This window comes from Chromobacterium alkanivorans, assembly GCF_016937655.1.
In the GTDB taxonomy this organism is placed as follows: domain Bacteria; phylum Pseudomonadota; class Gammaproteobacteria; order Burkholderiales; family Chromobacteriaceae; genus Chromobacterium; species Chromobacterium alkanivorans.
Genome location: NZ_JAFHKL010000003.1, coordinates 265,596 through 278,595, shown reverse-complemented (window position 1 = coordinate 278,595; position 13,000 = coordinate 265,596). Strand labels below are relative to the sequence as shown.

The following is a 13,000-nucleotide window of genomic DNA, read 5'->3' as shown; positions in this document are numbered from 1 at the left end:
AAAGGACAAAAATCGGAGAGGAATGAATGAGTCGCGAGATTTTGTTGCTGGTGGATGCCCTGGCGAGCGAAAAGAATGTCAGCAAGGATGTGGTGTTCTCCGCCCTTGAGATGGCGCTTGCCTCGGCAACCAAGAAAAAGTTTACCGATGACGAGATGGACGTGCGCGTCGAAATCGACCGCCACAGCGGTCAATATCAGACCTTCCGCCGCTGGTTGGTGGTGGAAGACGAACTGCTGGAATCGGAAAGCAAGGAAATCGGCGTAATCGACGCGCGCGAGCGCGATCCGCGCATTGAAGTGGGCGCGTTCATCGAAGAGCCGATGGAGGCGGTGGAGTTTGGCCGCATCGGCGCGCAAACCGCCAAGCAAGTGATCCTGCAACGCATTCGCGACGCTGAGCGCGAGCAGCTGCTGAACGAGTTCCTGCAGCGCCGCGAGCACCTGGTGACCGGCACCATCAAACGCATCGAGCGCGGCAACGCCATCGTCGAATGCGGCAAGCTGGAAGCGGTGCTGCCGCGCGATCAGATGATCCCCAAGGAAAACCTGCGCGTGGGCGACCGCGTCAAGGCTTTCCTGTTGCGCATCGATCGTCTGGGTCGCGGCCCGCAGCTGGTGCTGTCGCGCACCTCTCCGGATTTCCTGACCAAGCTGTTCGAGCTGGAAGTGCCGGAAATCGACGAAGGTCTGCTGGAGATCAAGGCCGCCGTGCGCGACGCCGGCATGCGCGCCAAGATCGCCGTCAAGGCCAACGACGCGCGCATCGATCCGCAGGGCACCTGCATCGGCATGCGCGGTTCCCGCGTTCAGTCGGTCAGCCAGGAGCTGGGCGGCGAGCGCATCGACATTGTGTTGTGGGCGCCGGAACCGGCTCAGTTCGTGATCAACGCGCTGTCGCCGGCTGAAGTCAGCCGCATCATGGTGGACGAAGACAACCACAGCATGGACGTGGTGGTGGAGGAGGAGCAACTGGCGCTGGCCATCGGCCGCAGCGGCCAGAACGTCAAGCTGGCCGCCGAGTTGACCGGCTGGTACCTCAACATCATGACCGTTGCCGAGGCTGAAGAAAAGCATCAGGCGGAAGACGCCGCCGTGCGTGATCTGTTCGTAAGCGCCCTGGGCGTGAGCGAGGATGTCGCCACCGTACTGGTGCAAGAAGGCTTTGCCGCTTTGGAAGAAGTGGCTTATGTGCCAATTGCGGAAATGCTGGAGATTGAAGGGTTTGACGAGGAGCTGGTCAACGATCTGCGCAGCCGCGCACGTGACGCTCTTTTAACACAGGCTATTGCGTCCGAAGAAAAGGTGGAAAGCGTTTCCGATGGCCTGCGCGATATCGAGGGCCTGGACGCCGAGCTGGTTCGCAAGCTGGCCGAAGGCGGCGTGATCACCCGCGACGACCTGGCCGACTTGGCCGTGGACGATCTGGTGGACATGACCGGCATGGAAGCCGAGACCGCCCGCGCCGTCATCATGAAGGCGCGCGAGCACTGGTTCGACCAGTAAGGCCTGTCCGGAAAGAATTTACAGAATTTGGGAAGACGCATGGTTTTGACAAACGTAAAACAATTTGCCAGTGAGCTGAATCTCACCCCGGAGCGCCTGCTGGAGCAGCTGGGCGCGGCGGGCGTGAGCAAGCGTTCGCCGGATGACGCGCTATCCGCGCAAGACAAGACCCAGCTTCTAGACTATCTGAAGCGCTCCCACGGCGCGCGCGACGAAGAGTCGCGCATCGCCCTGACGCGCAAGTCTACCAGCGAGATCAAGACCGCCGACGGCAGCACCGTCAAGGTGGAGACCCGCAAGAAGCGTTTCGTGGTGCGTCCGGAAGAGGCGTCTGCGGCTCAGCCCGCCGCCGCGGCGGAATCCCGCCCGGCCGAACCGGTGAAGGCGCCGGAACCGGCGCCGGTGGTAGAGGCCAAGCCCGAGCCGAAAGCGGAAGCCAAGCCCGAGCCTAAGCCGGAACCCGCTCCGAAAGCGGTGGAAGCCAAGCCCGAGTCCAAGCCGGCGGAAGCGCCGCGTCAGGAAGCCGCCAAGCCGGCCGCTCCCAAGCCGGCCGCGCCGGCGCAGCGTCCCACCGTGGCGTCCATCCTGACCCCGGAAGAGATTGCCGCCCGCGAAGCGGAAGAAAAGCGTCAAGCCGCGTTCCGCGCCCGTCAGGAAGCGCTGATGCGCGAGAAGATCGAGCGCGAAGAACGCCGTCAGGCTGCCCGCCAGGCCGCGCTGCAGCCGCCTCCGCCGCCGCCGGCTCCCGAGCCGGTACGCGCCGCGGAGCCGGCACGCCGTGACGAACCGCGCCGCGACGATCGTCGTCCGGCAGGCGACAACCGCGGTCCGCGCCCGACGGGCGACAATCGCGGCCCGCGCCCGGCAGGCGATAACCGCGGCCCGCGTCCGGCAGGCGACAATCGTGGCCCGCGTCCGGCAGGCGATAACCGTGGTCCGCGTCCGGCGGGCGACAACCGCGGTCCGCGTCCGGCAGCTGCCGGCGCTCCCGGCGCTCCTGTGGTTCCGGCTACGGTGGCCGGCCGTCCCGACGCCAAGAAGGGCGGCGGCAACAAGAAGGGCGGCGATCGCTGGGATGAAGGCAAGAAGGGCGGCCGCGGTCTGAGGACCAAGGGCGGCGATGCCGGCAACGACTGGAAATCCCGCGGCGGCAAAAACCGTCACAAGCAGAACAATCAGCACGCTTTCCAAGCGCCGACTGAACCTATCGTGCACGAAGTGCTGGTACCGGAAACCATTTCCGTTGCCGACTTGGCGCACAAGATGGCCGTTAAGGCCGTTGAGGTGATCAAAGCGCTGATGAAGATGGGCATGATGGTAACCATCAATCAGGTGCTGGACCAGGAAACCGCGATGATCGTGGTGGAAGAAATGGGACACGTGCCTAAGGCGGCTCAGGCCGACGATCCGGAAGCCTATCTGGAGCTGGGCGGCGGCGAAACCGTGGAAATGGCCGAGTTGCCGCGCTCCCCGGTGGTGACCGTGATGGGTCACGTCGACCACGGCAAGACCTCGCTGCTGGACTACATCCGCCGCGCCAAGGTCGCCGCGGGCGAAGCCGGCGGCATTACCCAGCACATCGGCGCCTACCACGTGGAAACCCCGCGCGGCATGATCACCTTCTTGGATACCCCGGGTCACGAAGCGTTTACCGCGATGCGTGCCCGCGGTGCCAAAGCCACCGACATCGTGGTGCTGGTGGTGGCGGCCGATGACGGCGTGATGCCGCAAACCATCGAAGCCATTCACCATGCCAAAGCGGCCAAGGTGCCGATGGTGGTGGCGGTGAACAAGATCGACAAGCAGGGCGCCAACGTAGAGCGCATCCGCCAGGAACTGGTATCGCACGAAGTGGTGCCGGAAGACTGGGGCGGCGACACCCAGTTCGTTGAAGTGTCGGCCAAGATGGGCCTGAACATCGACGCGCTGCTGGAAGCCATTCTGCTGCAAGCCGAAGTCCTGGAGCTGAAAGCTCCGGTGGACGCCCCGGCCAAGGGCATCATCGTCGAGGCTCGCCTCGACAAGGGCCGCGGCCCGGTGGCCACGCTGCTGGTGCAGTCCGGCACCCTGAAGAAGGGCGACGTGGTCCTGGCTGGCACCGCTTTCGGTCGCGTTCGCGCCATGATGGACGAAAACGGCAAGGCCATCGAATCCGCCGGTCCGGCGATTCCGGTGGAAATCCTGGGTCTGTCCGACGTGCCGCAGGCCGGCGAGGACGCGATGGTGCTGACCGACGAGAAGAAGGCGCGTGAAATCGCCTTGTTCCGCGCCGGCAAGTTCCGCGACGTGCGCCTGGCCAAGCAGCAGGCGGCCAAGCTGGAAAATATGTTCGCGCAGATGGCGGAGGGCGAGGTGCAAACCCTGTCCATCATCATCAAGGCCGATATGCAAGGTTCTTACGAAGCGCTGGCCGGCAGCTTGCAAAAGCTGTCCACCGACGAAGTGCGCGTGGGCATTCTGCACTCCGGCGTGGGCGGCATCTCGGAGTCCGACGTCAACCTGGCGATCGCCTCCAAGGCCATCGTGATCGGCTTCAACACCCGTGCCGACGCCGCCGCCCGCAAGCTGGCGGAGAGCGAGGGCGTGGACATCCGCTACTACAACATCATCTATGATGCGGTAGACGAAGTGAAAGCGGCCTTGTCCGGCATGCTGGCTCCGGAGAAGAAAGAGCAGATCCTGGGCACGGTGGAAATCCGTCAGGTGATCCCGGTGTCCAAGGTGGGCAATATCGCGGGTTGCATGGTGACCGACGGCATGATCAAGCGCACTGCTTCGATCCGTCTGATCCGCAACCACGTGGTGGTGCATACCGGCGAACTGGACTCCCTGAAGCGCTTCAAGGACGACGTGAAGGAAGTGAAGCAGGGCTACGAATGCGGCCTGATGCTGAAAAACTTCAACGACATCCAAGAAGGCGACCAGCTGGAAGCGTTCGAAATCGTGGAAGTGGCGCGCTCTCTGTAAGCGAGACGCCAGGGGCGGGCGCCGGTCTGACCGTGAGGTCGGCGGGCGCTCGCCTTTTTTAATTTCGCCGCGAAAACCACGAAATGACATGGCGGCCCAGGCCGTGTCATTTCGTGGGTTTCGTGGCCTTGAGCGGCGGCGACGCCGCGCAAAGTTGATTGGAAGCAATATGGCAAAAGCCAAAAAAGGTTTCTCCCGTTCCGACCGCATCGCCGAGCAGATTCAGCGCGAACTGGCGGAACTGACCCGCAAGGGCCTGAAAGATCCGCGCGCCGGCTGGATCACCATCACCCTGGTGCAAGTGACCCGCGACTATTCGCACGCCAAGGTGTTCTACACCGTGATGGACGAGAAGACGCGCGAAGCGACGCAAGAGGCGCTGGAAAGCTCGGCCGGCTATCTGCGCTCCGAGCTGGGCCGCAGCATCAAGATCTTCACCACGCCGCAGCTGCACTTCGTCTACGACGAATCGGTGGAGCGCGGCATGCACATGACCAGCCTGATCAATCAGGTGGCGCGCGAGGACGCCGAGAAGTTCGGCGGCCAGGAAGCCGCATCCGGCGAGGACGGCGCCGAGGGCAAGGAATGAGCAAGCCGCGCAGCAATCGCCGCCCGATAGACGGCGTGCTGCTGATCGACAAGCCTTACGACATTTCCAGCAACGGCGCGCTGCAAAAGGCGCGCTGGCTGCTGAACGCCGCCAAGGCCGGCCACACCGGCGTGCTGGACCCGCTGGCCACCGGACTGTTGCCGGTGTGCCTGGGCGAGGCCACCAAGTTCTCCTCCTATCTGCTGGACGCCGACAAGGGCTACCGCGCCACGGTGAAGTTCGGCGTGGTCACCACCACCGGCGACGTGGAAGGCGAGGTGGTGTCCGAGCGCCCGGTCGCTTTCGACCGCGACGGCCTGCTGGCGGCGATGGCGGCCTTCCGCGGCGAAATCTCCCAGGTGCCGCCTATGTATTCGGCGCTCAAGCACCAGGGCAAGCCCTTGTACGAGTACGCGCGCGCCGGCATCGAGATCGAGCGCGAGGCGCGGCGGGTGCATATCCGCAAGCTGGAGCTGATCAGCCTGGACGGCGACAGCGCGGTGATCGAGGTGTTGTGCAGCAAGGGCACCTATATCCGCACCCTGGCCTGCGACATCGGCGAAGCCCTGGGCTGCGGCGCTCACCTGACCGGCCTGCGCCGCACCGCCACCGGCGGCTTCACGCTGGACGAGGCCTTGCAGTTGGCCGATATCGAGGCGCTGGAAATGCCGCAGCGCGAGGGGCTGTTGCTGCCGGCCGACATCCTGGTGCGCCATCTGCCCGAGGCGGAACTGGCGGCCGACGAGGCCGGGAAATTCATGCACGGACAGCCCGTGCGTTTTGCCGAAAAATGTGCGAAAATGCAGCGTTTCCGGATTTACCGCGAGGGAAGCCGGGAATTCTTGGGGCTGGGCGAGGCGCGCGACGATGGTCGCCTGCATCCGATCCGGCTCCTGGCGAGCAAGGCGGCGACGCCTTGAACGCCGGCGGCCTTTAGGCCGCAACCGGAGTGTTGATGGGTTGCCGGGGTTTAGGCCATGGCTGCTCGCTGCACTTGTCGGGTTGAAAAACCCCTACTGATAATTTGGAGTTACCCCAAATGGCAATGACCGCCGCTCAAAAAGCAGACATCGTTAAAGACTTCCAGCGCAGCGAAGGCGACACCGGTTCGTCCGAAGTGCAAGTGGCTCTGTTGACCGCTCGCATCAACGACCTGACCCCGCACTTCAAAGCCAACACCAAGGACCACCACAGCCGTCGTGGCCTGTTGAAGCTGGTAAGCCGTCGCCGTCGTCTGCTGGATTACCTGAAGCGCACCGATGCCGATAGCTATCGCGCATTGATCGCTCGCCTGGGCCTGCGCAAGTAAGGTTGGGTTTTGGAAAAGTCGCAGCGTGCTGCGACTTTTTCATGCCGCATCAAGATCGCGAGCATTATTGCTGTAACAACGGGGGGAGCCTCTAAAAATTCGGATCGGCGCTGTTGGTCGGAATTTTTAGGGGTTCCCGTTGTTTTTTCGGCTTGCGATTATTCGTCACACACAAAAGATTAGGGAAACCCTGTGTTCAATAAAATCACCAAATCTTTCCAGTACGGCCGTCACACCGTCACCCTGGAAACCGGCGAAGTCGCCCGTCAGGCGTCCGGCTCCGTCATCGTCACCGTTGAAGACACCGTCGTGCTGGTCTCCGTGGTGGGCGGCAAGAACGTTAAAGCGGGTCAGGACTTCTTCCCGCTGACCGTGGACTACCTGGAGCGCACCTACGCCGCCGGCAAGATCCCGGGCGGCTTCTTCAAGCGCGAAGGCAAGCAGTCCGAGAAGGAAGTGCTGACCAGCCGCCTGATCGACCGTCCGATCCGCCCGCTGTTCCCGGAAGGCTTCTTCCACGACGTGCAAATCGTCGCCACCGTGATGTCGCTGAACCCGGAAGTGGATTCCGACATCCCGGCGATGATCGGCGCTTCCGCCGCTCTGGCCATTTCCGGCCTGCCTTTCGCCGGCCCGATCGGCGCCGCGCGCGTGGGCTACGCCAATGGCGAATACATCCTGAACCCGACTCGCACCGAGCTGGCCACCTCCGAATTGGATCTGGTGGTTGCCGGTACCGAGCGCGCGGTGCTGATGGTGGAGTCCGAAGCCAAGGAACTGCCGGAAGCCGTGATGCTGGGCGCCGTGGTGTTTGGCCACGAACAGCTGCAAGCCGCGATCAAGGCCATCAACGAACTGGCCGACGAAGTGAACCCGGTGATGTTCGACTGGGCCGCTCCGGTAGCCAATGAAGAGCTGATCGCCCAAGTGCGCGCCATCGCCGGCGAGCAACTGGCCAACGCCTTCCGCCTGCGTCAGAAGCAGGCCCGCACCGTGGCGATCAACGAAGCCTGGGACGCGGTCAAGTCCGGCCTGATCGACGAAAACACCGACACCCTGAAGGCCAATGAGATCAAGGGCATCTTCAAGGGCCTGGAAGCCGAAATCGTTCGCGGTCAGATCCTGGCCGGCGAAGCGCGCATCGACGGCCGCGACACCCGCACCGTGCGCCCGATCAGCATCCGCAACAACGTGCTGCCGCGCACCCACGGTTCCGCGCTGTTCACCCGCGGCGAAACCCAAGCCATGGTGGTGACCACGCTGGGCACCAAGCAGGACGAGCAGATCATCGACGCGCTGGCCGGCGAGTACACCGAGCGCTTCATGCTGCATTACAACTTCCCGCCGTACTCCACCGGCGAAGCCGGCCGCATGGGCCCGCCGAAGCGCCGCGAAATCGGCCACGGCCGCCTGGCCAAGCGCGCGCTGGTCGCCGTGCTGCCGCCGGAATCCGAATTCGGCTACTCGATGCGCGTGGTGTCGGAAATCACCGAATCCAACGGCTCCTCGTCGATGGCTTCGGTCTGCGGCGGCTGCCTGTCGCTGCTGTCCGCCGGCGTGCCGCTGAAGGCGCACGTGGCCGGCATCGCCATGGGCCTGATCCTGGAAGGCAACCGCTTCGCGGTGCTGACCGACATCCTGGGCGATGAAGATCACCTGGGCGACATGGACTTCAAAGTGGCCGGCACCGCCGCAGGCGTGACCGCGTTGCAGATGGACATCAAGATCCAGGGCATCACCAAGGACATCATGCAGGTGGCGCTGGATCAGGCCAAAGAAGGCCGCATGCACATCCTGGGTCTGATGAAGGAAGCCGTGGACGGCCCGCAAGAGCTGTCCGCCCACGCTCCGCGTCTGTACGTGATGAAGATCAACCCGGACAAGATCCGCGAAGTGATCGGCAAGGGCGGCGAAACCATCCGCGCCATCACCAAGGACACCGGCTGCGAGATCAATATCGAAGAAGACGGCACCATCACCATCGCTTCGGTCAGCAACGAAGGCGCGGAAGCCGCCAAGAAGCGCATCGAAGAGATCACCGTTGAAGTGGAAGTGGGCAAGGTGTACGAAGGCACCGTGGTCAAGATCCTCGACAACAACGTCGGCGCCATCGTGTCCATCCTGCCGGGCAAGGATGGTCTGGTCCACATTTCCCAGATCGCCAACGAGCGCATCAAGAACGTGGCCGACTATCTGAAAGAAGGCCAGGTAGTGAAGGTCAAGGCCATAGAAATGGACGACCGCGGCCGCATCCGCCTGTCCATCAAGGCCCTGCTGGAAGAAGAAGCCAAGACCGCGCAGGCGACTGCCGACTCCTTCGGCCTGAAAACCCAGTAAGCCAGCCTGAGCGCCGCTTCTTTCGGGAGCGGCCGCCGGCTAGCCCCACCCCCTGCCTTGGCAGGGGGTTTTTTACGACTGCGAGATGAGCGCGATGGATGAGATTCGTATCGAGTTCGGCGGCGGCAAGGTGCTGTTGCTGATCGTCGCCGGCCTGGCTTTTGTCGCCGTCGGCTATGCGATGTGGACTGCGCCGGACACGGAGGTTAGCCTGGTCCGGCGTTATGGCGCCGGAGGCGCGGCGATGGTCTTCTTCGGCGCTTGCTGTCTGCTAGGCCTGCGTCAATGCCTGCAGCGCAAGCCGGCCCTGGTGTTCAACGCGCAAGGGCTGTCGGACCATTCCAGCCAGATCGCCGTCGGGCTGATTCCCTGGGCGGACATCGTCGGCTGGGAAGTCTCGGCGGGGCGCGGTCAGCAGTTTTTGATCATCAAGGTGAGAGCGCCGGGCAAGTACCTGAGCCGGCTGGGGCCGGTGGCGCGGCTATTCAGCCATTTCAATTTCATATGCTATGGCAGTCCGATCGCCATTTCTTCCACCGCCTTGCAGGCGAGTTTCGATGATTTGCTCGTGTTGCTTGGGCGCTATCATCAACGCTATAGCTCGGCGCCCGCCGGCTGGCTGTAGCCGTCGATATTCACGCCGAGCGCTTTGCCCTCGGCGTTTTTCTTGCTCGCTTTTCAGGGCAGGGCCGGCTTCATTGCCATCCCGCGCGCCAGCAGCCTGGCGCTATCGCGACACCAGTCGTCGATCAGGCCTTGCAGACTCTCCAGCTTGACCGGCTCGCCGCGTTGGCGGCTCTTGTCGCCCTTGCGCAGATTGACGCTGCCGGCCAGCAGCTTGCCGCTGTTGGCGTCCTCCAGCTGCGCCATGCTGGCCACCTTGGTCAGATAAGGCTCCTTGCCGGCGGCCAGCCGGCCCAGATTGAACACCGCCTTGATCGGCAGGATGTCCAGCGCTTCCACGCCCGGCCGCTCCTGGGCCATGCCGGTGACGGCCACGCGCAGGCGGGCGCTGTCCGGCAGCGCTTCGCGGCTGACCGGGATGCCCACCTTGTGCAATTCCTCGGTCATCCGTTGCTGGAAATAGGCGGCGATCCGGTTCTCCTCGCCGCTCTGCAGCAGCTGCCAGTCGCCGTCCGGCTGGTGGCGCATGAAGTACAGCGGTTCCACCACGATGGATTTGTAAGCGCTCAGCTGCGCGTCCGGCGCCCGGTACAGCTTTTGCGAGGCGTCGCGGTCCGCGGCCTTGAACGCCGTCAGCGGCAGGCTGAACACGGTTTGCGGGGCCGAGGCGTCCTGGGCCAGCGCGGGCAGGGCGGCCAGCAACAGCAGGCCGAGGGCGAGAGTCTTGCGCATCGATGCGCTCCTAATGAGGGTTGAAGGGCGGCGCGCGGCCCGCCGGCGATGACGGATTTTGCGGCAACCGCGGCTAGACCGGCGGCATGGCGCGGGCGTTCCCGGGCTTCACAGATCTTTGCATTCCGGCCCTCTCATGTTAGTCGTCCGCGGCGGGAGAGCGCGATTTTGATCTTGAACATTGAATACCACATTAATACCAGTTAGCCTGTGCCCACGGTGGCATGCGGATGAGGTACGGGAGGCGCGGCGGGGGAGTTCCGCCGCGCGGCGCGCCACGCAAATCGCAGAGGTGAGCATGAGGACGAAACAACTATTGGCGGCGGGCCTGTTGTCGGCCAGCGCGCTGGCTTGGGCGCAGCCGGATGTCGCGGCGCTGGCGCGGGATTTGTCGCTGAACATGGCGGTGGACAGCAATAAGGGGGCGGCCGCCGGCGCGCCCTGCGTGGAGCTGGGCGCGGACTGGGGCAGCTGTCTGAAAGGGCGGCTGATCCTGCAAAACCACGGCTCGGCCGCGGTGCCGGCCAAGGAGTGGAGCCTGTACCTGCACAGCATCCGCCGGCTACTGCGCTTGGACAGCCCGGACTTCGCGCTGACTCATCTGACCGGCGACCTGTACCGGCTGACGCCCAAGCCCGGCTTCGCTGGCATCGCCGCCGGCGCCAAGCTGGAGCTGCCGTTGGTGGCCGAGTACTGGATGTTGCACAACAGCGACGTGCTGCCGCGGCCCTATCTGGTGGCCGACGGCCAGCCGCCGGCGGTGCTGGCGCGCAATGACGACGACGACGCCAGCTATTTGCTGCCGCTGCCGGGAGACGAATGGAAGTCGCCGGCGGGCGAGGCGAGGCCCTTGATGGACGCTGGCGAGCGCTACCGCGAATTCGCGCGCCGCGGCCAGCAGCTGGCCGCCGCCGACGTGGCCGCGCGGGTGATTCCCGCCGCGCTGCGCGTCAAGCGCGACGGCGGCAAGGCGGCGGCGGCGGGGCTGAGCTGGCGGCTGCCGGCCTTGCCCGCGGACGCGCGCGCGGCGCTGGCGCAACGCAGCCGCCAGCTGGGGCTGGCCGAGCAGGGCCTGCCGGTCAGCGGCGCCGTGGTCAAGGGCTTGCCGGCCGACATCGCCGTCGCCGGCGGCTACCGCCTGCGGGTGGGGCGCGGCGGCGCGCGCATAGACGCGCATGACGCCGCCGGCCTGTTCTACGGCGCGCAGACCTTGCTGGGCCTGATTCCGCAGGGCGGCGGCGAGATTCCGGCGCTGACGGTGGAAGACGCGCCGCGCTACGGCCACCGCGGCTTCATGGTGGACGTGGCGCGCAATTTCCGCCAGCCGGCCACGCTCAAGCGCCTGATCGAGCAGATGGCCGCCTACAAGCTCAACAAGCTGCATCTGCACCTGTCCGACGACGAGGGCTGGCGCTTGCAGATCAACGGTCTGCCGGAGCTGACCGAGGTCGGCGCGCGCCGTTGCCACGACCTGAACGAGGACCGCTGCCTGCTGCCGCAACTGGGCTCGGGTCCGGACAACCGTTCCGGCGGCGGCTATTTGAGCCGCGAGCAGTATGTGGAACTGCTGCGTTACGCCAAGGCGCGTTTCATCGAGGTGATTCCGGAAATCGACATGCCGGCGCACGCGCGCGCGGCGGTGATGGCGATGGAGCGGCGCTACCGCCACCTCAGCCAGTTGGGCCAGCCGGAGGCGGCCGCGGCCTACCGGCTGATCGATCCGCAAGACCGCTCCAACACCCTGTCGGTGCAATTCTACGACCGCCACACCTATGTCAATCCCTGCGTGCCCGGCGTGCCGCGCTTCGTCGACAAGGTGGTGTCGGAAGTGGCCGCCATGCACCGCGAGGCCGGCGCGCCGCTCGCCACTTGGCATTTCGGCGGCGACGAGGCCAAGAACATTCTGCTGGGCGGTGGCTTCCAAGACGTGTCCGGCAACGATGCCGGCAAAGGCAAGATCAAGCTGGCGGAACAGGACAAACCCTGGGCGCGCTCGCCGGCCTGCCGCGCGTTGTTGGCGGAGCGGCCGGGTAAAACCGTCGCCGATTTGCCGCTGCAGTTCGCCGAGGACGTCAGCCGCATCGTCGCGCGCCACGGCATCGCCACCATGGGCGCCTGGCAGGACGGCTTGAAGGGCGCCAAATCGCCCAAGGACTTCGCCACCGCCAAGGTGATGGTCACCGAGTGGGACACCTTGTTCTGGGGCGCGGCCAAGGAGGCGCACGAGTTCGCCAACAAGGGCTTCCAGACGGTGCTGGCGATGCCGGACTATCTGTACTTCGACTTCCCCTATGAGCTGAATCCCAAGGAGCGCGGCTATTATTGGGCCTCGCGCGCCACCGACAGCTACAAGGTGTTCAGCTTCGCGCCGGACAATCTGCCGCAGAACGCCGAAGTGATGCCGGACCGCCAGGGCAAGGCCTTCGAAGTGCCCAGCGAGGCCGCGCCGGCGCGCTTCGCCGGCATCCAGGGCCAGGCCTGGAGCGAAGTGATGCGCAGCGACGCCCAGTTCGAGTACATGGCCTATCCGCGCTTGCTGGCGCTGGCCGAACGCGCCTGGCACCGCGCCGGCTGGGAACGGCCGTATCGTCAGGGCGAGCGTTACCAATTGGGCGTCAGCCACTTGGTGGACCGCGCGGCCTTGAGCCAGGACTGGCAGCAGTTCGCCGCGGTGCTGGGCTGGCGCGAGACGGCCAAGCTGGAGCGCGCCGGCATCGGCCTGCGCATCGCGCCGCCGGGCGTGGCCAGCGGAACGGCCGGCGTGCTGACGGAGTTCCCCGGCCAGGCGCTGCAGTTCTCGCCGGACGGGCGCAGCTGGACGCGCTACCGGCCGGGCGAGGGCGCCGAGGCGCGGTACTGGCGCGGCGTCAGCGGCGACGGCGCGCGCTTCAGCCGGCAGGAGGTTCGCGGCGACTGAGCGCTGATGTCGGCAAGGCA

The 13,000-nt window shown here is 65.1% G+C and carries 9 protein-coding genes; 8 read left to right on the top strand and 1 reads right to left on the bottom strand.

The features are described 5' to 3' along the window. Positions 1-26: 26 nt before the first annotated feature. From nusA to JW897_RS07085, 7 genes are all read left to right on the top strand, one after another. Complete coding sequence (nusA, locus tag JW897_RS07115) at positions 27-1,505, top strand: transcription termination factor NusA (RefSeq protein ID WP_114152467.1); 1,479 nt, start codon at positions 27-29, stop codon at positions 1,503-1,505. Positions 1,506-1,544: 39 nt separating this feature from the next. Next, on the top strand, positions 1,545-4,472 hold the full coding sequence (gene infB, locus JW897_RS07110) for a translation initiation factor IF-2 (protein WP_043591709.1): 2,928 nt from the start codon (positions 1,545-1,547) through the stop codon (positions 4,470-4,472). 169 nt (positions 4,473-4,641) lie between these two features. Next, the gene (gene rbfA / locus JW897_RS07105) at positions 4,642-5,061 is read left to right on the top strand and encodes a 30S ribosome-binding factor RbfA (protein WP_048412380.1); all 420 of its coding nucleotides are present in this window, start codon (positions 4,642-4,644) and stop codon (positions 5,059-5,061) included. Continuing rightward, positions 5,058-5,981, top strand: coding sequence for a tRNA pseudouridine(55) synthase TruB (gene truB / locus JW897_RS07100; RefSeq protein WP_205465635.1), 924 nt, complete (start codon positions 5,058-5,060; stop codon positions 5,979-5,981). The genes rbfA and truB overlap by 4 nt, the downstream gene beginning before the upstream one ends. A gap of 119 nt (positions 5,982-6,100) precedes the next feature. Then, on the top strand, positions 6,101-6,370 hold the full coding sequence (rpsO, locus tag JW897_RS07095) for a 30S ribosomal protein S15 (RefSeq protein WP_019104449.1): 270 nt from the start codon (positions 6,101-6,103) through the stop codon (positions 6,368-6,370). A gap of 192 nt (positions 6,371-6,562) precedes the next feature. Continuing rightward, positions 6,563-8,707, top strand: coding sequence for a polyribonucleotide nucleotidyltransferase (gene pnp, locus JW897_RS07090; RefSeq protein WP_048412378.1), 2,145 nt, complete (start codon positions 6,563-6,565; stop codon positions 8,705-8,707). 85 nt (positions 8,708-8,792) lie between these two features. Further along, entirely contained in the window at positions 8,793-9,332 is a 540-nt protein-coding gene (locus JW897_RS07085) for an STM3941 family protein (RefSeq protein WP_205465634.1), read from the top strand. Between the two features lie 53 nt (positions 9,333-9,385). Here the strand turns inward: JW897_RS07085 and JW897_RS07080 are convergent, their stop codons facing one another. After that, positions 9,386-10,063: a DUF3313 domain-containing protein gene (locus JW897_RS07080; protein WP_205465633.1), complete on the bottom strand. Its 678-nt coding sequence runs from the start codon at positions 10,061-10,063 to the stop codon at positions 9,386-9,388. Positions 10,064-10,361: 298 nt separating this feature from the next. On the opposite strand from JW897_RS07080, the gene JW897_RS07075 reads away from it, so the two are divergent. Beyond that, complete coding sequence (locus JW897_RS07075) at positions 10,362-12,980, top strand: family 20 glycosylhydrolase (RefSeq protein ID WP_205465632.1); 2,619 nt, start codon at positions 10,362-10,364, stop codon at positions 12,978-12,980. Positions 12,981-13,000 lie beyond the last annotated feature (20 nt).